This window comes from Streptomyces sp. SirexAA-E, assembly GCF_000177195.2.
GTDB classification, from domain to species: Bacteria; Actinomycetota; Actinomycetes; order Streptomycetales; family Streptomycetaceae; genus Streptomyces; species Streptomyces flavovirens.
Map to the genome: position 1 here is coordinate 2872849 of NC_015953.1, position 21690 is coordinate 2894538.

A 21690-nucleotide genomic window follows, 5' to 3' on the forward strand; every position below is an offset into this window, starting at 1 on the left:
CCGGCCGGCCGGTGACCCTCCCCTCCGTCCCCCGAACACCTCCCAGGAATTGACGACATGCTCCGTACCGCTGTGCGCAACGTTCTCGCGCACAAGGCCAGGCTGCTGATGACCGTGCTCGCCGTGATGCTCGGCGTCGCCTTCGTCTCCGGCACCCTGGTCTTCACCGACACCCTCGGCAACGCCTTCCGCAACCAGTCCAAGAAGAGCTACGACCAGGTGGCCGTCGCCGTGACGACCTGGGCCGAGAGGGGCGACGAGGAGACCGCCGCCATCGACCGGTCCACCCTGAAGAAGATCCAGGACCTGGACGGCGTCGCCGACGCCACCGGCCGGGTCTCCGGCTTCGCCGGTGTGGCCGACCCGGACGGCAAGCTCATCGGCAACGGCTGGTCCAACACCGGTGCCAACTTCGCGCCCGGCGCCGACGGCAAGGACCGCCAGTACACGTTCACCGACGGCGGCGGGCCGGCCGAGGCCGGCCAGGTCGCCCTCGACCGGGAGACCGCGGCCAAGGGCAGCTACCGCGTCGGTGACCCGGTCCGGGTCGCCACCAACGGGCCGGTGAAGGAGTTCACCCTCTCCGGTGTCTTCACCACCGAGGACGGCGCGGTCAACGCGGGCGGCAGCCTGGTCCTCTTCGACACCGAGACCGCCCAGCAGCTCTTCCTGCGCCCCGGTGAGTTCAAGGACGTCACCGTCACCGCCGAGCCCGGCACCTCCGACCAGCAACTGCTGGACGCCGTGACGCCCCTGCTGCCCGAGGACGCCACGGCCCGGACGGGAGCGGCGCTCGCCAAGGAGGAGGCCCGGCAGACCGAGGCGGGGCTCAAGGGCCTGAACACGATCCTGCTGGTCTTCGCCGGCATCGCGCTCTTCGTCGGCGTCTTCCTGATCGCCAACACCTTCACCATGCTGGTCGCCCAGCGCACCCGGGAACTCGCCCTGATGCGCGCCGTCGGCGCCTCACGGCGGCAGGTCAAGTGGGCCGTCCTGATGGAGGCCGCTGTGGTCGGCCTGATCGCCTCGGTGATCGGCTTCGCCCTCGGCGTGGGCCTCGCCACCGTACTGCGCTCCGCGATGGGCGCGTTCGGCGGGAAGATCCCGGCCGGGCCGCTGATCGTCTCCCCCACCGCGGTCGTCTCCGCGTTCGCCGTCGGCGTGCTGATCACCGTGCTCGCCGCCTGGCTGCCGGCCCGCCGCGCCGCCAAGATCCCGCCGGTGGCCGCGATGAGCAGCGTCCACGCGGTGGCCACCGTCAAGTCGCTGGTCGTGCGCAACTCGATCGGCGGGGCGCTCACCCTGTTCGGCGCCGCGGCGATCGTGGCGGGTGCCGTGCAGGGCTCGGAGAGCGGCCGGTGGCTCATCGGGGCCGGCGCGTTCCTGGCGCTGATCGGTGTCATCGTGCTGATCCCGCTGCTCTCGCGGCCGGTGATCGCCCTCGTACGCCCGCTGCTGCGCAAGCTGTTCGGGGTCTCCGGCAAGCTGGCCGCCCAGAACGCGGTCCGCAACCCGCGGCGCACCGGGGCCACCGCCTCCGCCCTGGCGATCGGGCTCACCCTGGTCACGGGCATCTCGGTGCTGGGTGTCTCGCTGGGCCAGGCCGTCGACAAGATGACGACGGACAACATCAAGGCCGACTACATGGTCTCGATGGCCAGCGGCCGCCCGCTCGACGAGTCGGCACTGACGGCCCTGGAGAAGGCGGACGGCGTCACCGCCGTCTCCCCCCAGCAGGCCACCTGGCTCACGGTGGACGGCGAGGGCGTCTCGACCTCCGCGGTCACTCCGGGCGACGTCGAGAAGGTCTTCACGCTGAAGACGGTCTCCGGCTCCCTGGCCTCCCTGGGCGACGGCGCGATCGCCGTCGACGCGGAGACCGCGACGGCGCACGGCTGGAAGAGCGGGGACAGCGTCCCGGTCGAGTTCGGGGACGAGAAGACGGAGACCCTGAAGGTCGGCGCGGTCTACGAGGGCAACGAGCTCCTGTCCTCGGTCCTGATCTCCAAGGCCACCAACGACCCGCACGAGGACTCCCCCGGCATCCAGGACGTCTGGCTGACCATGGACGGCGGCCAGTCGAACGCCAACGAGCAGGCTCTGGTCGACGCGCTCGGCGACAACCCGGCGATGAGCATCATGGACCGTCAGGGCATCCGGGACGCGTTCGGCGGCTTCGTGAACACGGCGCTGAACATCATGTACGCGCTGCTGGCGATGGCCCTGGTCATCGCGGTCCTCGGTGTCGTGAACACCCTGGCGATGTCGGTGTTCGAGCGCCAGCAGGAGATCGGGATGCTGCGGGCGATCGGCCTGGACCGGCGCCGGGTCAAGCGCATGATCCGGCTGGAGGCCGTGGTCATCTCGCTCTTCGGAGCGGTGGTCGGTGTGGCCCTGGGCATGTTCCTGGGCTGGGCGATCGGCGAGAGCCTCTCCTCCGACGTGCCGGGGTACGCCCTGGTCGTCCCGTGGGACCGGCTCGCGGTCTTCCTGGTCCTGGCGGGGCTGGTGGGGGTGCTGGCCTCGCTGTGGCCGGCCCGCAGCGGCGCGAAGCTGAACATGCTGACGGCCATCAAGACGGAATGACCGGCGGCGTGCGCGAGGGCCGGTACCCCGCGGGGTACCGGCCCTCGTGTCGTTCCCGGACCGGCTCGTGCGTTCGAGGGCCGGTCCGGACCGGTCTCAGTCCGCCGCCGAGGCCGTCCAGGCGCGGGAGCGCAGCGGCATACCGGTACGGCCGCCGTCCTGCGGTCTGACCGCGAGGACCTGGTTGACGCCGATCTTGTTGTGCTCGAAGGAGAGCGCGGAGGCGGCCATGTACAACCGCCAGACCCGTGCGCGTCCGGGCGAGGTGGCCCGGACCGCCTCCTCCCAGTGCTTCTCCAGGTTGGCGACCCACCGCCGCAGCGTCAGGGCGTAGTGCTCGCGGATCGCCTCGACGTCCCGGGCCTCGAAGCCGGCCTCCTCCAGGGTGGCCAACGTGCGGCCGACCGGGGCGAGTTCGCCGTCGGGGAAGACGTAGGCGTCGATGAACTCGTCGATCCGGTAGGCCGACTCGTCCTTCTCGGGGCGGCGGGCGATCTGGTGGTTGAGCAGCCGGCCGCCGGGCCTCAGGAGCGCGTAGAGGTCGTCGGCGTACTCGCGGAAGCGGACCGAGCCGACGTGTTCGGCCATCCCGATGGAGGAGATCGCGTCGTACGGGCCGTCGCGCACGTCCCGGTAGTCCTGGACCCGGATCTCGATGCGGTCGGTCAGGCCCTCCTCGGCGATGCGCTTGCGGGCGAAGGCGGCCTGCTCGGTGGAGAGGGTGACGCCGGTGACCTGGGCGCCGTATTCGCGGGCGGCGTGGATGGCCATCGAGCCCCAGCCGCAGCCGACGTCCAGCAGGCGGTCGCCCTCCTTCAGGGCCAGCTTGCGGCAGACCAGGTCGAGCTTGTCGCGCTGCGCCTCCTCCAAGGTGGAACCTTCCTGCCAGTAGGCGCAGGAATAGACCATGGACGGGCCGAGGACCATCGCGTAGAAGTCGTTGCCCACGTCGTAGTGGTGGCTGATGGCTTCCTTGTCCCGGCGCTTGGTGTGCAGGGCACCGGTGCGGCGGCGGACCTCCTCGGCGGGCGGAGGCGGTGGCGGCCAGGGCCCGGCCAGCTGGACCAGCCCCTTGGCGAACGCCCGTACCCTCGGGTCGCGGACCGGGTGGGGCGAGTCCTTCGCGTCGGCACCGCGCTCCCAGAGCAGCGAGGCCAGGGCGTCCAGGGCCGCGTACAGGTCGCCGTCGATGTCGATCTCACCGGCCACCCAGGCGCGGGCCAGGCCCAGTTCGCCGGGCTTCCAGAGCAGCCGGCGCAGGGCGCGGCGGTGGCGCAGGACGAGCACGGGAGCGCCCGGGGGGCCGGATTCGCTGCCGTCCCAGGCCCGGATCCGGACCGGCAGGGGTTCCCCCAGCAACTCCTCGGCGAGAGCGGTCAGCCGCGACGCGGCGTCTGCCATGGCGCACACCTCCGTGGTGGTGTTTCCCAACGTGCCTAAATTCGCATAAACATGCCCAAAACGTCGCCGCGACACCTCGGCGCCCCGGCGAGCCGCATCCAGCACAACGCCATCCTGCCCACGTGCCATCCCGCCGGCACGCAACGGAACGGCAAAATAGCTGCACTCACCACTTATTTCGACGGCGGAATGCGCGGTTCCGGAGCGTGCCCCGGAAGGACACCGCCCCGGGCACGCCGAAGGGGCCGTCCGCACCACGGATGGCGGACGGCCCCTTCGACGCTTACGGGTACCACGGGCGGCGTTTGGACCGGAAGGGATCCGGTCCCTCCGGACCGGAAGGGATCCGGTCCGGACGCCTGGGTCAGGAGGCCTTGGCCTTCTCGCCCTCGGGCTTGGCGGCGGCCGGCGGCGGGCTCGGCTTGGCGGCCTCGTAGAACTCCTCGCGGGGCGTCTCCATGGCGCCGAGCGAGACGACCTCGCGCTTGAGGAACATCCCCAGCGTCCAGTCGGCGAAGATCCGGATCTTGCGGTTCCAGGTGGGCATCGCCATGCCGTGGTAACCACGGTGCATGTACCAGGCGAGGCGGCCCTTGACCTTGATCTTCATCTTGCCGACGACGATCATCGCGACGCCCTTGTGCAGGCCGAGACCGGCGACCGCACCCTTGTTGGCGTGGCTGTACTCCTTCTGCGGGAAGCCCCGCATGCCGGAGATGACGTTGTCACCGAGGACCTTGGCCTGACGCAGCGCGTGCTGGGCGTTCGGCGGGCACCAGGCGTTGGGGTTGCCGGCCCGGCGGCCGACCATGTCCGGGACCTGGGCGTTGTCGCCGGCGGCCCAGATGTAGTCGGTGCCCTGCACCTGGAGCTTCTCGGAGGTGTCCACGTGACCGCGGGGGCCGAGCGGCAGACCGAAGCGGGCCAGCGCCGGGTTCGGCTTCACGCCGGCCGTCCACACGATGGTGTCGGAGTCGACCTCGAGGCCGTTCTTGAGCACCACGTGACCGTCGACGCAGGAGTCCATGGAGGTGGAGAGGTAGACCTCCACGCCACGGCTCTCCAGGTGCTCCTTGCCGTAGGCGCCCAGCTTCGGGCCGACCTCGGGAAGGATCTTGTCGGCGGCGTCGACCAGGATGAAGCGCATGTCCTCGCGCTTCACGCTGGAGTAGTACTTGGCCGCGTCGCGGGCCATGTCCTCGACCTCACCGATGGTCTCGGCACCTGCGAAGCCACCGCCCACGAAGACGAAGGTCAGCGCCTTGCGGCGGACTTCCTCGTCGGTCGTCGAGTCGGCCTTGTCCAGCTGCTCGAGGACGTGGTTGCGCAGACCGATGGACTCCTCGATGCCCTTCATGCCGATGCCCTGCTCGGCGAGGCCGGGGATCGGGAAGGTGCGGGAGACCGCGCCCATCGCGATGACCAGGTAGTCGAAGGGCAGCTCGTACGCCTCGCCGACGAGCGGCGCGACGGTGGCGACCTTGCGGTCCTGGTCGATGGTCGTGACGCGGCCGGTGAGGACCTCGGCCTTCGGCAGGACGCGTCGCAGCGGGACGACGACATGCCGAGGCGAGATGCTGCCGGCAGCAGCTTCGGGGAGGAAGGGCTGGTACGTCATGTACGAGCGAGGGTCGACGACCGTGACGGTCGCCTCCCCGTACCGCATCTTCTTCAGAATGCGACGAGCTGCGTACAGGCCTACGTACCCACCGCCTACAACGAGGATCCTGGGACGCTCCGTGGTGCTCATGCCATCGAGTATCCACCCCCCTCGGAGGCGGGGCTCGTGAGCCCCTTCACAAGGTAGGGGCCACCCTCTGCTACACTTCGCCGCCCACGTGACCCAGGTCATGACTCCACCGGGGAACCATGGCGCCCCGGCGAACGTTGGGCACCACCTGTGAGCTGGCCCTTGAGCCGCCGGGACGGATGAACCGGGCGCCCGGGACACACACGCGCCACACCCGTGAAACCTTCTCGCAGCACCGGCGCGCACCCTCAGGCAGGACCCGGGCGGCCCCTCGGGGGCAGAACTTCGCCCAGAGGGGCCGAATCTCTTGTGAAGAAGTTCACGAACTTCTCGGCGCGGGCTCGCGAAAGCCCTCTCCGGAAGGGCCCGGAGAGGGCTCAAGAAGCTCAAAAGTGCAGGCGGGGAAGCGCATGAGCACGCACCGGGGACCCCGTCCCGCGCTGCCGCGACCGGGACGGCGACCGTCGGACGGGCGGCCGGGAGCCGAGGCTTCCGGCCGCCCTCGACGGGGGACGTGTCACTCGGCGTCGAGCGCCGCCTGCCAGGCGATGCCGTCCAGGATGTCGTGCTCGCTGACGACGACCTCGCGGGCCCCCGTCCGCTCCATCACCGCGAGCAGGACGAGCGCCCCCGAGGCGATCACGTCGACCCGCCCGGGGTGTATCGCGGGGATCGCCGCGCGCTCCTCGTGCGTCGAGGCGCAGAGCCGCCCGGCGATCTCCCGGACCTGCTCCAGGGAGATCCGGGAGTGGTGGATCGCCGCGCCGTCGTACTCCTTCAGGCCGAGCGCGACGGCGGCGACCGTGGTGACCGTGCCCGCCAGGCCGACGAGCGTCGCCGCGTCGGCGAGGGGCACCGTCTCCTCGGCCAGGTCCAGGGCCGCGGCGATGTCCGCGCGGATCGCGTCGACCCGCTCGGGCGTGGGCGGGTCGATCATGGCCCCGTCCCGGACCAGGTGGCGCTCCGTCATGCGTACGCAGCCGATGTCCACGGACCGGGCCGCGCGGACCTCGTCGTCGCCGACGACGAACTCGGTGGAGCCGCCGCCGATGTCCACGACGAGGAACGGGCGCTCCAGGTGGTCGCTGCCGGAGAGCTCCTTGGTGGCGCCGTAGAAGGAGAGCTGCGCCTCCTGGTCGCCGCTGACGACCTCGGGCTCGACGCCGAGGATGTCGAGGACGCCCTGGACGAAGGTGTCGCTGTTCTCGGCGTCCCGGGACGCCGAGGTGGCGACGAACCGCACCTTCTCCGCCCCCAGCTCCTCGATCGCGGCGGCGTACACCCGGCAGGCGGCGAAGGTGCGCTCCAGCGCCTCCGGGGCGAGCCTTCCGGTGCGGTCGACGCCCTGGCCGAGCCGGACGATCTCCATCCGCCGGTCCAGGTCCGTGAGCCGTCCGGTGGCGGGGTCGGCGTCGGCGACGAGCAGGCGGATGGAGTTGGTACCGCAGTCGATGGCGGCAACGCGGGTCATGGGGCTGGCTCCTGTGGTCGGACGGACGCCGGACCGTCGAACGGCCGGCGGACGGGGTCCGGGGCGGCCGGAAGACACCCGGCCGCCCCCGGGCCCGTCAGGTCGGTTCGTTCTCGCCGCACGGCGTGACGCAGGGGCCCTTCGCCCACCACTCGGGCAGCATCGCGAGGGCCTCGTCGCCCAGCGGGTTGACCCCGGGCCCGGCCGCCAGCGAGTGGCCGACCAGGACGTGCAGGCACTTGACCCGGTCCGGCATGCCGCCCGCGCTCGGGAAGCCCTCCAGCACCTCGATGGCGTCACGGCGCGCGAGGTAGTCCTCGTGCGCCGCCCGGTAGGCCGCGGCCAGCTCCGGGTCGGTGGCCAGGCGCTCGGTCATCTCCTTCATGACACCGTTCGCCTCCAGCGTGCCGATCGCGGAGGCGGCACGCGGACACGTCAGGTAGTACGTCGTCGGGAACGGCGTGCCGTCCTCCAGACGGGGCTGCGTCTCGACCACGTCCGGGTTGCCGCACGGGCAGCGGTGCGCGATGGCGCGCAGACCGCGCGGCGGCCGGCCGAGCTGCTGCTCGAACGCGGCGACGTCCGCAGCGGTGGGCGCGGTGGATTCGGTCTGCGGAGGGGGCGTGTCCATGCCTGCCTTGAATGTCATCGTTCGGTCGTTATGTATCGGTGTGCGTTGCGGGGCCGGGTCACTCGCGGTCCGCGCTGTCGACGCCGTCCCAGAGGTTGGAGTGCCAGGGCTTGCCACTCGCACCCGGTTCGCCCCGGCGGTCGTCGGCCGCGTCCGGGTCGACCACCGTGTAGCTGGTCTCCCCGGGCAGCACGTAGTGCAGGTGCTCCCGGGCGAGGCGGCGGATGTAGGCGTCGTCCTTGAGCCGCGCCTTCTCGTCCCGCAGTTCCTCGGTCCGCTCCTGGGCCTCCCGGGCGAGCCGCTGCTGCTCGGAGATCTGGTCGCGCTGGGAGATGTACTGCCGCATCGGGTACGCCAGCGCGACCACGAGGGAGCAGACGATCAGCGCCAGGAAGGCGGCGCGGCCGGTGAGCCGGGAGCGGCGGTCCTGGCGGCGGTTCTGGGAACGGTAGACGCGGGCCGCGGTCTGCTCGCCGAGCAACCGCAGCCTGGTCGTGGTGGAGAACCGGTCACGGTCCCTCCCGGCCATCTCTCACGCTCCCCGTTACGCACGTCCGTCCCCGCACACGGTACGGGACCGAGTGCGGGGACGGACGGAGGCTGAGGGCTCCGGCGGCTGTCAGCCCTCGTGACGGAAGCGCGGGAACGCCGAACGGCCCGCGTAGACCGCGGCGTCGTCGAGGATCTCCTCGATGCGCAGCAGCTGGTTGTACTTGGCGACGCGGTCCGAGCGGGCCGGTGCGCCGGTCTTGATCTGGCCGCAGTTCACGGCGACGGCGAGGTCGGCGATGGTGACGTCCTCGGTCTCACCGGAGCGGTGCGACATCATGCACTTGAAGCCGTTGCGCTGGGCGAGCTCGACGGCGTCCAGGGTCTCGGTCAGCGAACCGATCTGGTTGACCTTGACGAGCAGGGCGTTGGCCGAGCCCTCCTCGATGCCGCGGGAGAGGCGCTCGGGGTTGGTCACGAACAGGTCGTCGCCGACGATCTGCACCTTGGAGCCCAGCTTGTCGGTGATGACCTTCCAGCCGGCCCAGTCGTCCTCGTACAGCGGGTCCTCGATGGAGACCAGCGGGTACGCGGAGACGAGCTCCTCGTAGTACTCGGTCATCTCGGCGGCCGAGCGGGACTTGCCCTCGAACTCGTAGACGCCGTCCTTGTAGAACTCGGACGCGGCGACGTCCAGCGCCAGCGCGATGTCGCGGCCGGGGACGTAACCGGCCTCCTTCACGGCCTCGAGGATGAGGTCGAGGGCGGCGCGGTTGGACTCCAGGTTCGGCGCGAAGCCGCCCTCGTCGCCGAGGCCGGTGGACAGGCCCTTGGTCTTGAGGACCTTCTTCAGGGTGTGGTAGACCTCCGCGCCCCAGCGCAGGGCCTCGGAGAACGACTCGGCGCCGATCGGCGCGATCATGAACTCCTGGATGTCCACGTTGGAGTCGGCGTGCGAGCCGCCGTTGAGGATGTTCATCATCGGAACGGGCAGCAGGTGCGCGTTCGGGCCGCCGAGGTAGCGGAACAGCGGGAGGTCGGAGGCCTCGGAGGCGGCGTGCGCCACGGCCAGCGAGACGCCGAGGATGGCGTTGGCGCCGAGCGAGCCCTTGTTCTCGGTCGCGTCCAGGTCGAACATGGCCTGGTCGATGAGGCGCTGCTCGGTGGCGTCGTAGCCGACGAGCTCCGGGCCGATCTGCTCGATCACGGCGAGGACGGCCTTCTCGACGCCCTTGCCCTGGTAGCGGTTGGGGTCGCCGTCACGAAGCTCAATGGCCTCGAACGCGCCGGTGGAGGCGCCGGACGGAACAGCAGCACGTCCCGTGCTGCCGTCGTCGAGACCAACCTCGACCTCGACCGTGGGGTTACCCCGGGAGTCGAGGATTTCCCTGGCTACGACGACGTCGATGGACGGCACGAGGCATCTCCTTCTGGGATCTGACACTGACTGCAGGGTCACTGTGGCCTTGCGACACGAGCCTAACCGGCTCGGCCCGCTGCGTCGGCCCGCCGCCCGTCCCCTGGGACGAAAAAGGACCCAAGGGCCCGCATTCCGGGCAAAGCTTCAGAAATTTACTGACGGGTAACCACAACTGTCGAACGCCCCCCTCCCGGGCCCCGGGGCGGCGCCCCGGGGCGGACGCGCCCCCGGCCCGGCGCACACGGGGGTCGGTGCGCCGGGCCGGGGGCCGCCCTGAGGGGAGGAGAGCCCAGGACTACTTCAGGTGGAGCTGCTGACCCGGGAAGATCAGGTCGGCGTTGTCGACGATGTCGTCGTTCAGCTCGAACAGCTTCTGCCAGCCGCCCTTGACGTTCTTCGCGTCGGCGATCTTGCTCAGGGTGTCGCCGGTCTTCACCTTGTACTCGCCGTCACCCTTCTCGACCTTGCCGCCGGTCGGGGTGGTGACGGTCTCCTTGGGAGCCGTGCGCTTCTCGCTGCGGGTGGTGGGCTGCTCGGCCTTGCGCTCCGGCTGGGCCTGCGGGGCCGAGTCGCCGTTCTTCGCGGAGCTGGAGGCGGAGCCGGAGTTCGAGCCGGTGTCGACGCCCGGGTCCACACCGTCGTTCGTCAGGCCGCCGGCACCGGCGCAGGCCCAGGCGCCCGGGCCCTGCAGGGCGAGGAGCTTCTCGGCGGTGGCTATCTGCTGTTCCTTGGTTGCCAGGTCGGCACGGGACGCGTACTGCGTACCGCCGGCGGCAGCCCAGCTGGACTGCGAGAACTGCAGGCCGCCGTAGTAGCCGTTGCCGGTGTTGATGGACCAGTTGCCACCGGACTCGCACTGCGCGACGGCGTCCCAGGTGGAGACGGAAGCGGCCGAGGCGCCGGTGGCACCCATCAGCGGAACGACGACGGCGGCACCGGCGACGCCGGCCAGGGTGGCGACACGGACGGCCTTGGAGGGACGGCGGTGCTTGCCCTTGGACGAAAGCAGCATGGTTCTCCTCACCGACGCCTACGAGGTGAGCTGTCGGGTTCGGGCCTGTGAGTTGCCCGGCCACCCGCATCCGCGAGCGACTTCACCCCGAGCCGGCCCCGTCCGTCCTTCGACGGCCTGGTCCGGCACTTACCTGGGTCCCCCGCTCCTGCCTACGGCGCTTTGCGCGTCTGTCCCCTTCGGCCGACGGCAGGATTCGGCGTGACGGTCGAAGGTGCCCGCGGTGCGAGCGGCTCCGACCGTAAACACACCCAACCCCGACATTCAAAGATGGACATAACGCGCAATCAGCCCGTAGCGCAGTGACGGAAGCGGGCATTTCCGCAGGTCGGAGCCGATACGGACGGACCGGGCGGACGGCGCGCGCCAGTTACGGCAAAGAGACCCATGTCTCACTTACGCATAAGTGGACATAGGCCTCTGAACTACCCCGGTTTTCGGGGTGTTTTCCCGCTTTTGATCAGCTGCCGGTGGTGGCCGCACCGTCCTGTGCGGAGGCGTCACCCGCGTCGGCCGCGGGCGTCAGGTCGAGGCTCTGGCCGGGGAGGATCAGGTCCGGATCGGAGCCCACCTCCTCCTTGTTGGCCGCGTAGAGCGCGGTCCAGCCGCCGGGCAGCTCCTGCGCCTCGGCGATCGCCCAGAGGTTGTCGCCCTCCTGGACGGTGTAGCTGCCGTCCGCTGCCGTCCCGGCGCCCTCGCGTGCCCCGGAGTCGCCACGGGAGGCGTGCCGGCCGGCCTCGCGACCGCCCGTCTCCTCCGAGCCGGGCGTACCCGCCTCGGGGGCGGGCGCGCCGCGGTGCTTGCCGCCCGGGGTGCCCTGCGAGGTGCCGGGGGTCCCGGTGGCCTCGGGCGAGGGGGTGGTGGTGGACGGGGAGGCCGAAGGGGCGGAGTTCTCCCGGCCGGTGGACCCGTCGGCCCCGTCCGACGCGTCCGTGCCGCCCTTGTCCGTCGAACCCGTCGCGTCGTCGGACGGTTCGTCCGTCGCCTTGTCCTTCGCCTTGCCCTCCGAACCGTCCGACGCCTCGTCGGACGCGCCGTCCGTGGCCTCGGGCGAGGGGGTGGCCGTCTCCTCGGTCGCCGTGTCGCCGCCCGGGTCGACGCCCGGCAGGGCACCGTCCACCACAAGCCCGGAGATCACCGCGCAGCTGGGCCACGCCTGGGGGCCCTTGGCGTCCAGGACCTTCTCGGCGACCGCTATCTGCTGCGACCGGCTGGCGAGGTCGGCGCGGGGCGCGTACGCCGTGCCGCCGAAGTCCATCCAGGTGTCCTGCGAGAACTGCAGGCCGCCGTAGGAGCCGTTGCCGAGGTCGGCGCTCCACATACCGCCGCTCTCGCACTCGGCGACGCGGTCCCAGGTCGAGGCGTCGGCGGCGTGCGCACCGGTCGCGCCGAGCAGCGGGATGGCGATGGCCGATCCCGTCACACCGGCGGTGACGACGATGGCCGGTGCCTGGCGAGGGCGGCGGTGTCTGCCGTTCGCGGAGCCCATGGGATTGCCTTCCGTGTGACTGACATGTGACGGGTGGGTCGAACGGTGAACCTAGCGGCACTCGAACGTGTGTCACAAGTCGATGCAGCGGAGATCACGCGAAAGTCACAGAGTTGACAGAGTGTCACTTTTTTTCGGGCGGCGGTCCGGCGCCGAACTCCACGGGAAGGGTCCGCAGTCCACGCATGATGAGTCCGCCCCGCCAGCGCAGATCGCCGGGCTCCGCGGCCAGACGCAGGTCGGGGAGGCGCCTGAGCAGGGTCGCCAGCGCGGTCTGCCCCTCCAGCCGGGCGAGCGGGGCCCCCAGGCAGTAGTGGATGCCGTGCCCGTACCCGAGGTGCTGGTTGTCACTCCGTGCAAGGTCCAGGCGGTCGGGGTCGCGGAAGCGCTCGGGGTCGCGGTCGGCCGCCGCCAGCACCACGAGGACGGGGTCCCCGGCGGCGATGTCCTGTCCGCCCAGCGTCAGGGGGACGGTCGCGTAGCGCCAGGTCGCGAGCTCCACCGGTCCGTCGTACCGCAGCAGTTCCTCGATGCCGGTGGCCAGCAGGTCGCTCTCGCCGGCCGCGAGGGAGCCCTGGAGCCGCTCGCGCTGCTCCGGGTTGCGCAGCAGGGCGTAGGTGCCGTTCCCGATGAGATTGACCGTGGTCTCGAATCCGGCGAACAGGAGGATGAAGGCCATGGCGGCGGCCTCGTTCTCGGTGAGGTGCTCGCCTTGGTCACTCGCCCGGATCAGGTCGGAGATCAGGTCGTCGCCGGGGTTCTCGCGTTTGCGGTGGATCAGTTCGGCGAGGTAGCCGCGCATCTTCTTCACCGACCGGGCCACCCCGCCGCGCGGCCCGCCGCCGTGGCGGATCATCATCCCGGCCCAGTCCCGGAAGTCGTCCTGGTCCTCCCGGGGCACCCCGAGGAGGTCGCAGATCGCGTAGATGGGGAGCGGGAAGGCGAAGTCGTGGATCAGGTCGGCGTGCCCCTGCTCGGCGAAGCCGTCGATGAGGCGGTCCGTCAACTCCTGCACCCGGGGCGCGAACGCGGCGACCCGGCGCGGGGTGAACGCCTTGGACACGAGCCGGCGCAGCCGGGTGTGGTCGGGCGGGTCGATGTTCAGCAGGTGGGTCGTCAGCTCCGCCTTGCGCTCCCCCGGGATGCCCGTCTTCCCCTTGGCGTTCGCCGGTCCGGCGTGGTGCGCCGAGTCCTTGGAGAGCCTGCCGTCGGCGAGCGCCTGCCGGGCGTCCGCGTACCGGGTCACCAGCCAGGCCTCGACCCCGCTGGGCAGTGTGGTGCGGTGCACGGGGCTGTGCTCGCGGAGCCAGGCGTACGCCGGGTACGGGTCGGTGGCGAACTCCCAGGTGAAGAGTTCGGGGGCGCCGCTCTCGACGGTGTTCTCGCCGTCGGCGGTGGGGTGGGCGGGGCAGTCGTTCACCCCTCGACGTTATCCGCAGGGGTGCCGAGGCCCTCCGCCGCCCGGATCGCGTCCCGGTAGGCACGGGCGGCGGCCCGCAACGCGGCCTCCGGGTCGACACCCTCCTCCTCGGCGCGTACGGCCAGGGCGAGCAGCCGGTGGCCGACCGGGTCACCGGACGGGAGCGGGACGTCGAGCCCGGCCTGACGGGCCCGGCTCCCGAGCTTCGCCGCCAGGGCCAGCGCCGGCTGGCCCAGCGGCACCCCGTCCGTGGCCGAATCACGCTGCTTCTCGACGGCCTTGGTGCGCAGCCAGTGCGCGTGGACGTCCTCCGGGGTCTCGGCGCTCTCGTCGCCGAAGACATGGGGGTGACGCCGGATCAGTTTGTCGACGATGGTGGCCGCGACGTCGTCGACGGCGAACGGCTCGTCCGGGTCCTCCTCGGCGATCCGGGCGTGGAAGACCACCTGGAGCAGGACGTCCCCGAGCTCTTCCCGCAGCTCCTCGCGGTCACCGGCCTCGATGGCCTCGACCAGCTCGTAGGCCTCCTCGATGGCGTACTTCGCGAGGCCCCGGTGCGTCTTCCGCGAGGTCCACGGGCATTCCAGCCGCACCCGGTCCATGACCTGGACCAGGTCCAGGAACCGGGCGCCCGGCAGGTCGTACGAGCCGGGCAGCAGCTCCAGGTCGGGCATCCGTACCCGGCCCGAGCCGCCGAGCCGGGCCAGACCGTCGGTGAGTGGCCGGTTTCCTTCCCCGCCCACCAGCACCACCACGGTCCGGCCGCCCGCGCAGTCGTCCACCAGCTCCTCGGCCGTCGGCGCGAGGTGCTCGACGCTCACGCCCGCCTCGCGCAGGTACGGCAGCTGCGGGTGGTCCCGCTCGGCGCACAGCACCCGGTCGGCGGCGTGCAGGGTCTGCCAGGCGGGCCAGGACAGCAGTCCGGGCGCGACCCGGTGGCTTGCGGTGAGCAGGACGACACGGCCGGGAGCTTCAGCGTTCACCCGCCGAACCTACCGCGACCGGGCCGGCGGGCGCCGCGCGTCCCGGGTCAGACGTCCGCTGTGCCGCCACCACGGCTGTCCGCCGGGCCGTCGCGTCCAGTTCCTTGCGGCTGATCGGCGGGAAGAAGACACGCAGGGCGCTCCCCCGCGACTCGTCGAGCGGGACGAACGAATGCTTCACAGGCCCCGCTTCACCTCCGTCCGCCGCACGTCCTCGGTCTGGAACGGTGCCGGTCCGGCTTCGCGAAGACCTGGTTCGCCTGGAACAGGAACAGACGTCGCGCGGTCACCGCGAGGTACATCGGCTGCGGAGTCGCGGCCACCGTCATGGCGCCACCGCTCGGGACGGCCGGTGGATCGAAAAGCGAGGTGCGGCGAGCGGACACGGAGAACTACCCCGAGCACGGCACCTCCACCAGGGCTGTGCGGTTCTCGGGTCTTCGACAGCTCAGCACGCAGGACCGGGTCACCCCGCCACAGGGACCCGTCCCGCACCACCGGCCTCCCGGGTCAGGTGCCCGCCTCGGGCTCCTCCTGCTGGGCGGTGGTGACCTGGGTGATCCACGGGGCCTTGTAGGTGCTGAGCTGCACCTTCGCGTCGTCCCAGCTGCCGTAGCGCGGATTGACATCGATGTGCAGGGCCTTCGACGCCTTGGTGAGCGCCTCCCCGACGACCTGCTGGCCGGCCGGGCTCTGCAGGTCGGCGCCGAGCGCCTGGGCCAGCTTGGGGAGCTGGACCTCCTTGCGCAGGTCCTCCTCGATCTCGCCGGGAGCGACCCAGCGCTGCTCCAGCATCACCGTCCGCAGGCCCTCGTCGCCGCCGGACTGGGCGGCGGCCGCCGTGCGGACCTGCTGGACCTCCTTGCGGCTGACGCTCACCCCGGCGTCCTTCGCGGCACGGTCCAGGACGCGGCCGAAGATCAGGCTGTGCAGCTTGGCGCGGGTGAGCTGACCGGACTTCTTCACCAGTTGCTCGGACTGCTCGGAGGCCTCCTGGGCGCTCCGTACGTCCGCGGTCCGGGCCTGGACGGCCGAGACCTCGATCCGCTCCCCGCCGACCACGGCCGCGGCCCCTGGATGCGCCTCACCGCCGCACGCGGAGAGCAGCGGCGCCGCGACGAGCGTTGCGGCGGATACGGCGAGCGCGGTGCGACGTCGGCGGTGCAAAGGAGCCTCCCGGGGAGAGATTGTGCATCGGTGCACAAAGCCTTGCGGTGATCGATGTTAGGCAGTGGACGTGGCTGGGGCCACTGATTCGACCAACGATTCGGGAGGAGTTGGGGATGCGGTGCGCCGGGTGCCCGGTCCGGGCCGCACCGGGGCCCTGAATCAGCCGCCCCGGACGACCTGCTGGTGGCTGAGCTGACGGCGCAGCTCCACCGGGAGCGGATGGTGGGGCCCGTAGGACCGCTCCGTGTCGTACAGCAGGGCCTGCAACTGCGCGCGCCCCGCCGCGTGGTCGCCGACCGCGAGCAGCAGGTGGCCGATGCGGTGCCGGATGTCGAAGGCGCGGCCGGGGTCGGCGGCCGGTGCGGCGTAGGCGTTCTCGTAGTACGGGAGGACCGCGCGGTACTCGGCGAGTGCGGCGGCGGCCTCGCCGAGCTGCTCCAGGCACTGCGCGGCGTCGTAGCGGAACCGCAGGGTCTGGGTGTCGGCGGGCCCGGCCTCGGCGGCGCGGTCGTCGGCGAGGCGGCGCAGCTCGGGCAGGGCGCGGCGGTACTGCCCGTCGTCCATCAGCGTGGCGGCGTACTGCTTGCGCAGGATCCGCACGACCGGGGAGCGCTCGCCGTGTTCGGCGGCGGCGGCCGGGAGGATGCCGCCCAGGATGTCGACGGCCTGGGTGATCCGGCCCTCGCCGAGCAGCTGCTTGACCTCGTCGACCGCCTTCGCGACGTCGGGCCTGGCGGGTGGCCCGAAGTCGCCGGTGGCCGAGGGCCGCTGCTGGGCGGGGACGGCGGTGGGCGGGGTGGCCGCCCGGTCCGGCCAGGGGGCCTGCGGGCGCAGGAACGGCCGGGTCGGGTCGAGGGGGCCGGCCAGGGCGCCCTGGGTGGGCAGCAGCGGGCGCAGGGCCTCGTACACCTCCTGGGCGGAGGCCGGGCGGTGCTGGGGGTCCTTGGCGAGCAGCCGCAGCACGAGGGCTTCGAGCGCCTCGGGCACCTCGGGCCTGAGGTGACGGACGGGGATGGGCGGCTCGTAGAGGTGGCGGTGCAGGACTCCGAGCGCGGTGGATCCGGCGAACGGCACGTCACCGCTGAGCAGTTCGTGCAGGAGAACCCCGAGCGCGTACAGGTCGGTGTACGGGCCGACGGCGCCCCCCATGGCCTGCTCGGGCGCCATGTAGGCCGGGGAGCCGATCGGCGAACCGGTGTGCGTCAGCCGTGTGGTGTCGGAGTCCAGGACGGAGGCGACGCCCAGGTCGAGCACGGTGACCGTGCCGTCGGGCCGGACCATGGTGTTGCGCGGCTTCAGGTCGCGGTGGACGATCGGCACGGCGTGCACGGCCGAGAGCACGGCGCAGAGCTGGGCGGCGACCGCGACGGCCCAGGGCCAGGGGTAGGGGTCGTGCTCGGCGAAGTGGTCGGCGAGGTCGGCGCCCTCGACGTACTGCATGACGAGGTAGAGGTCGTCGTCGTCGCTGCCCGCGTCGTGGACGGTGACCAGGCCCGGGTGGTCGACCTGGGCGGTGACCCGGCACTCCCGGACGAACCTGCGCCGCAGCTCGTCGGCGGCGACGCTTCCGGACGGGCCCGCGACCCGGTCGGGGCGCAGGAGCTTCACCGCCACCCGCCGGTCCAGCCGCCGGTCGTAGGCCGTCCAGACCTGGCCCATGCCCCCTTGGCCGAGGATGGTCGCCAGCTCGTACCGGCCGGCGATGACACGCCCGTTCACCGGCCGCCGCCCTCCTTGCGCAGGTAGTCGCTCAACTCGTCCAGCTCGGCGCGGACCTGGTCCATGCGCTGGGGGGTGGCGGGGTGCGCGGGCGACGGGACCGGTGTGCGGGCGGGCGCGGGCGGAGGGAGGGGGGTGGACGTGCGGGCGGGTGCGGGCGGGTAGGCGTACCCAGGGGTGGACGTCACGGGCGGGGCGGCCGGTGGCAGGTACCCGGCGTACGGCGACGGGGCGAGGCCGCCCCCCGGGGCGTAGTGCCGGATCTCCGCGTACAGGTAGTAGGCGATCGTGCCCGCCACCGAGCAGAGCATCCAGCCCAGCAGGACGACGGCCTGCTGGTCCGTCAGCTCCGGTTCGTCCTCCGGGATGTTGAGGATGAAGGCGACCATGCACCCGTTGAGCACGACGGCCCCCGCCATCAGGGACCAGTCCAGCGTCCTGCGGGTGACGGCGGCCAGCCGCAGCAGCGCCGCCCAGGAGAGGAACCCGCAGCTCAGCAGGGTCAGCGCCACGAAGAGCACACGCAGTCCCGTCAGCGTCCCCGAGGACGGGCGGCGCGTCGGTGGCTGCTGCGGCGGATAGCCGTGGCCGTGCATGTGCTGCTCCTGGGAAGGCGTGGGGCCGGACGTGTGCTGTGAGCGTATACACCCACGCGGACAACCGGTCCCCCGTTGTGCGCAACCGTTGTGCAACCCGTCACTTCGGGGCGACGGTGCCGTCCGTGAGCCCGTCGTACATGCCCTGGAGCAGCTGTCCGCCCAGACGTCCGGCCGTACGCAGAGCGTCCTCGAACGCGGCCAGCTCCCGGAACCGCTCGCCGTAGCCCCGCTGTTCGGCCAGCGGCAGCCGGGGCAGCTGGAGGCGGCGGGCGTCGAGCCGGGTCGCGGTCGAGGCGTAGCTGCTGGCCTGCCGGGTGTTGGCGGTGCCGCGCAGGAATCCGGCGAGGAACCAGGAGTCGAGAGCGGCCGGGTCCGGGCGCAGCAGTTGGAGGTTACGGCCGAGCACGGCTCCGGCCGTGGCGTCGTCGACGACCCGGGTGACCGTCCCGCCGCCCAGCACGGGCACCACGACGTCACCGGGTTCCAGCAGGAGCGGTTCCTCCTCGGGGGCGGGCGTGCCGGACGGCGTACCGCTGGGGGCGGTACCGGCGAGGACGTCGTGCTCGGTGAGGACGGGGGCCCTGCCGTCACCCGTACCGGAGCCGGTGCGCAGCCTCAGGACGCCGGAACGGGCCAGTTCACCGACCGTCGTCAGGGTGCGCCCGGAGGGCTCGCGGGGAGCGACGGGCTCCGGGGCGAGGCGGGCGGCCAGCTTCAGGGTCTCGTCCAGCCGCCCGGCCACGTGGCCGAGTTCGGCCGCTCCGCCGCCCGCGGCGGGGGGCGGCAGGTGGCGGGCGGGGGCGAGGTCCACGTCGTCGTCGAGCAGTTCGATGACGGGCACGGCGCGGCTGACGCCGGGCCGGTCCGCCGGGGCGTGGGCCGTCTGTCCGTCGTCGGGGGCGCCCGGGTGGCAGTACGCGGTCCAGGCGCCGAGTGCGGTGGCCCGTACGGCCGTCCAGTCGATCCGGTCGCGTCCGACGGCCCCGGGGGCGGTCTCGGGGGACTCGGCCGTGTCCACGACGAGGAGTTCGGGCGCGGGGCGCCGACCGGTGCCGGGCTTGCGCAGCACCCAGAGGTGGAGCGGGATGCCGTACGGGGGAGCGGCACCGGCCGGAAGCGCGATGACGGCGCGCAGGGCGCCCCGGCGCAGCAGATCGGCCCTGACGCGGCGGCCCGAGCGGCGGGACGCGGCGGCCGGCGGCATCAGGAGGACGGCGGTGCCGCCCTCGCGCAGACGGGACAGCGCGTGCTGGACCCAGGCGAGTTCGGACTCGGTGCGGGCGGGGAAGCCGTACTCCCAGCGCGGGTCGTAGGCCAGCTCCTCGTGGCCCCAGTTGCGCTCGTTGAACGGCGGGTGGCAGAGCACCGCGTCCGCGGCGAGCCGCGGGAAGGCGTCGGCGCGCAGGGTGTCCCCGGTCCGCACGGTGATCGTGCCCCGGGCCGCGCCGGAGGACGAGGGCGTCCCGGACGCGTTCTCGGAGTGCAGCGCGAGGCGGAGCGCGGTGAGCGCGGCGAGGCCGGCGTCGGCCTCCTGGGCGTACAGGGCCGCGGGGCCGCCGACCGCGCGCAGCAGGGCGCCCGTCCCGGCCGCGGGGTCCAGGACCGTGCGGGCGGCGGCCTGGGCCCCGGCCGGTCCGCCCGGCTGCCGCGCGTCCTGCTCGGCCAGAGCCGCCATCAGGGCGGCCAGATCCGGCGGAGTGAGTGTGTACTGGCGCGGGTTGGCGTCGAGCTGCCGGTCGACCAGGAATTCGAAGGCCCTGCGGGCTCCCGTCTCTGCCGCGAGCTCGGCGGTGGCACGCAGCAGCGGGACGGAGGGCAGCAGGTCCGGCCCGGCGGGCGTGGGGACGACGCGTGTGGAGCCCAGTCGCGCGGTGAGCACCTCGTCGAGGGCCACGGGCAGGATCTCGGCCATACGCGCGTCCGACACGGCGGTGATCTCGAGCCATGCCGTGGGCCGGTCCCTCACCAGCAGCAGCGCGCATCCCGCGTGGGTCAACGCCGTGACGGCTCCGGCCGGATGACCGGCCAACCGCTGCCAGACCCGCTCGCGCAGGGGCACCTCGGCGAGCTTCCCCTGGTCGCGGAGCCACCGCTCGACCTCGGGCAGGGAGAACGACGGACTGGTGTCCGTGCCACCGACCGGCCGGGGGAAGTCGGCGTGGCGCCGGCGCCAGTTGCTGACGGCCGCGCGCCCCACACCCGCGAGCCGGGCGATCCCGGCGGCGGTCACCTCTGTCGAGTTCTCCGGCACTGACTGTCTCCCCGGTCGATCCGTCGTGCCGGTGAGCATACCGACGACTGACGCCATCCCGGATTCACAGTCGGAAGCACACCGTTCCGCGTGAACCATGTTGACTCGGTTCACAAGCTCTGCTGTGATTGACCCATCGCCGCAGCACCTGGTGTTCGGCGCCGCTCACAGTCCCTGTTGCTCATCGGAGGGCACAGCCATGTCCCAGTACACGCAGCCGCCGCAGCCCCACTCCCAGCCGCCCTATGCCCCCGCTCACGCCCCCGGGACCCGCCCCGCCCGGAACGGCCTCGGGATCGCGGCTCTCGTCCTGGGCATCATCGGGTCCGTGTCCGGCCTGATCCCGCTCCTCTTCTGGCTGGCCGGCGTCCTCGGCCTCATCGCACTGATCCTGGGCCTGTCGGGACGGGGCCGCGTCAAGCGCGGAGAGGCGACGAACAAGGGGGTGGCCACCTTCGGCGCCGTGCTCGGCCTGGTCGCGCTGATCCTTTCGGTCGTCGGTGCGGTGATCACGTTCAAGGCCGTGGACGACGTGGTGAAGGACATCGACAAGGAGATCTCGGGGAGTTCGGCCTCCGCGAAGCCGGGCGGCACGGGCGACGGCGGGACGAGCGGTGACGCCCCCGAGGGCGAAGCCCTGACGGAGGGGGACACGGCCGTGTACGACGACGGCCTGGAGGTCACGGTGAACGCCCCCGCCGCCTACACCGCAGGCGAGTTCGCGATCGGCCACACCAAGGGCAACGACGCGTACACCGTCTCCGTGGTCATCGAGAACAAGGGCAAGGAGAAGTTCGACGCGGCACTCGTGACCCTGGAGGCCCGCGCCGGGAAGGACGGCGTGGACGCGGAGCAGATCTTCGACGACAAGATCGGCGAAGGCTTCACCGGCACCGTCCTGCCGGGCAGGAAGATCACGGCGGAGTACGCCTTCGACGCCCCGGCCGACGCCGGGAACCTCACCGTGGAGGTCAGCTCCGGCTTCGACCGGGACACCAGCCACTGGGACCTGAAGCTCTGACGGCGCGGGCCGCCCCACCGGCCCGCGCCGACCCCCACGGCCACGGGCCCCCGCCTCTTCGCGGGGTCGTCCCCACCGTCATCGGGCCCCGCCCTTCTCGGGGTCGCACGGCGTTCCCGCCCGTACATCCCTGACGCCCCGCAGTCCGTGTACCGTGCGACGCCCCCTCGCCCGCCTCGCAGCGGCAGCCACCCGCGGCGTCCTGGTCCCGGCCCACCGCCCGCGAGGCGATCGGGGGCCCGGCGCAGGCGCGCAGTCCGTTTTCCGGGCCGTGCGGA

Annotated in this window: 17 protein-coding genes and 1 riboswitch; of the genes, 2 read left to right on the forward strand and 15 right to left on the reverse strand. The window is 72.2% G+C overall.

Annotated elements, in window-relative coordinates; translation table 11 throughout:
- The first annotated feature begins 57 nt into the window (after positions 1–57).
- A complete protein-coding gene (locus SACTE_RS12635; RefSeq protein WP_014046422.1) occupies positions 58–2586 on the forward strand; it encodes an ABC transporter permease in 2529 nt (842 codons plus the stop codon).
- Between the two features lie 96 nt (positions 2587–2682).
- On the opposite strand, the gene SACTE_RS12640 is transcribed toward SACTE_RS12635, so the two are convergent.
- The 15 genes from SACTE_RS12640 to SACTE_RS12710 form a co-directional block, all read right to left on the reverse strand.
- Complete coding sequence (locus SACTE_RS12640) at positions 2683–3987, reverse strand: cyclopropane-fatty-acyl-phospholipid synthase family protein (protein ID WP_014046423.1); 1305 nt, start codon at positions 3985–3987, stop codon at positions 2683–2685.
- Between the two features lie 364 nt (positions 3988–4351).
- The gene (locus SACTE_RS12645) at positions 4352–5737 is read right to left on the reverse strand and encodes an NAD(P)/FAD-dependent oxidoreductase (protein ID WP_014046424.1); all 1386 of its coding nucleotides are present in this window, start codon (positions 5735–5737) and stop codon (positions 4352–4354) included.
- Between the two features lie 517 nt (positions 5738–6254).
- Positions 6255–7208, reverse strand: a complete 954-nt coding sequence (locus tag SACTE_RS12650) for a Ppx/GppA phosphatase family protein (RefSeq protein WP_014046425.1) — start codon at positions 7206–7208, stop codon at positions 6255–6257.
- A gap of 97 nt (positions 7209–7305) precedes the next feature.
- The gene (locus tag SACTE_RS12655; protein ID WP_014046426.1) at positions 7306–7839 is read right to left on the reverse strand and encodes a DUF501 domain-containing protein; all 534 of its coding nucleotides are present in this window, start codon (positions 7837–7839) and stop codon (positions 7306–7308) included.
- A gap of 58 nt (positions 7840–7897) precedes the next feature.
- Entirely contained in the window at positions 7898–8368 is a 471-nt protein-coding gene (locus tag SACTE_RS12660) for a septum formation initiator family protein (RefSeq protein ID WP_014046427.1), read from the reverse strand.
- Between the two features lie 90 nt (positions 8369–8458).
- The gene (gene eno, locus SACTE_RS12665; protein ID WP_014046428.1) at positions 8459–9745 is read right to left on the reverse strand and encodes a phosphopyruvate hydratase; all 1287 of its coding nucleotides are present in this window, start codon (positions 9743–9745) and stop codon (positions 8459–8461) included.
- Between the two features lie 298 nt (positions 9746–10043).
- Complete coding sequence (locus SACTE_RS12670; RefSeq protein WP_014046429.1) at positions 10044–10760, reverse strand: transglycosylase family protein; 717 nt, start codon at positions 10758–10760, stop codon at positions 10044–10046.
- A riboswitch (cyclic di-AMP (ydaO/yuaA leader) is annotated at positions 10761–10898 on the reverse strand. It abuts the gene before it with no gap.
- A 322-nt stretch (positions 10899–11220) separates the two neighbouring features.
- Positions 11221–12249 (reverse strand): transglycosylase family protein, encoded by a 1029-nt coding sequence (locus SACTE_RS12675; protein WP_014046430.1) that lies wholly within the window; start codon positions 12247–12249, stop codon positions 11221–11223.
- 124 nt (positions 12250–12373) lie between these two features.
- Positions 12374–13669 carry a cytochrome P450 gene (locus SACTE_RS12680; protein ID WP_014046431.1) on the reverse strand — a complete coding sequence of 432 codons (1296 nt, stop codon included), beginning with the start codon at positions 13667–13669 and terminating at the stop codon, positions 12374–12376.
- Entirely contained in the window at positions 13666–14652 is a 987-nt protein-coding gene (locus tag SACTE_RS12685; protein ID WP_014046432.1) for a nucleoside triphosphate pyrophosphohydrolase, read from the reverse strand. Before SACTE_RS12685 ends, SACTE_RS12680 begins: the two co-directional genes overlap by 4 nt.
- Complete coding sequence (locus SACTE_RS12690) at positions 14642–14833, reverse strand: hypothetical protein (RefSeq protein WP_019993514.1); 192 nt, start codon at positions 14831–14833, stop codon at positions 14642–14644. Before SACTE_RS12690 ends, SACTE_RS12685 begins: the two co-directional genes overlap by 11 nt.
- A gap of 329 nt (positions 14834–15162) precedes the next feature.
- Positions 15163–15819, reverse strand: coding sequence for a SurA N-terminal domain-containing protein (locus SACTE_RS12695; protein ID WP_014046433.1), 657 nt, complete (start codon positions 15817–15819; stop codon positions 15163–15165).
- A 162-nt stretch (positions 15820–15981) separates the two neighbouring features.
- A complete protein-coding gene (locus SACTE_RS12700; RefSeq protein ID WP_014046434.1) occupies positions 15982–17541 on the reverse strand; it encodes a serine/threonine-protein kinase in 1560 nt (519 codons plus the stop codon).
- Positions 17538–18137 carry a membrane protein gene (locus SACTE_RS12705; protein WP_014046435.1) on the reverse strand — a complete coding sequence of 200 codons (600 nt, stop codon included), beginning with the start codon at positions 18135–18137 and terminating at the stop codon, positions 17538–17540. The genes SACTE_RS12700 and SACTE_RS12705 overlap by 4 nt, the downstream gene beginning before the upstream one ends.
- 100 nt (positions 18138–18237) lie before the next feature.
- Positions 18238–20391 (reverse strand): N-6 DNA methylase, encoded by a 2154-nt coding sequence (locus tag SACTE_RS12710; protein WP_014046436.1) that lies wholly within the window; start codon positions 20389–20391, stop codon positions 18238–18240.
- 199 nt (positions 20392–20590) lie between these two features.
- On the opposite strand from SACTE_RS12710, the gene SACTE_RS12715 reads away from it, so the two are divergent.
- Positions 20591–21412 (forward strand): DUF4190 domain-containing protein, encoded by an 822-nt coding sequence (locus SACTE_RS12715; protein ID WP_014046437.1) that lies wholly within the window; start codon positions 20591–20593, stop codon positions 21410–21412.
- Positions 21413–21690 lie beyond the last annotated feature (278 nt).

Coding starts and splice junctions, on each gene's coding strand:
- SACTE_RS12670 (WP_014046429.1), bottom strand. CDS start 10,760: ATGCTGCTTTCGTCCAAGGGCAAGCACCGCCGTCCCTCCAAGGCCGTC.
- SACTE_RS12650 (WP_014046425.1), bottom strand. CDS start 7,208: ATGACCCGCGTTGCCGCCATCGACTGCGGTACCAACTCCATCCGCCTG.
- SACTE_RS12715 (WP_014046437.1), top strand. CDS start 20,591: ATGTCCCAGTACACGCAGCCGCCGCAGCCCCACTCCCAGCCGCCCTAT.
- SACTE_RS12660 (WP_014046427.1), bottom strand. CDS start 8,368: ATGGCCGGGAGGGACCGTGACCGGTTCTCCACCACGACCAGGCTGCGG.
- SACTE_RS12655 (WP_014046426.1), bottom strand. CDS start 7,839: ATGGACACGCCCCCTCCGCAGACCGAATCCACCGCGCCCACCGCTGCG.
- SACTE_RS12645 (WP_014046424.1), bottom strand. CDS start 5,737: ATGAGCACCACGGAGCGTCCCAGGATCCTCGTTGTAGGCGGTGGGTAC.
- SACTE_RS12705 (WP_014046435.1), bottom strand. CDS start 18,137: ATGCACGGCCACGGCTATCCGCCGCAGCAGCCACCGACGCGCCGCCCG.
- SACTE_RS12640 (WP_014046423.1), bottom strand. CDS start 3,987: ATGGCAGACGCCGCGTCGCGGCTGACCGCTCTCGCCGAGGAGTTGCTG.
- SACTE_RS12675 (WP_014046430.1), bottom strand. CDS start 12,249: ATGGGCTCCGCGAACGGCAGACACCGCCGCCCTCGCCAGGCACCGGCC.
- SACTE_RS12635 (WP_014046422.1), top strand. CDS start 58: ATGCTCCGTACCGCTGTGCGCAACGTTCTCGCGCACAAGGCCAGGCTG.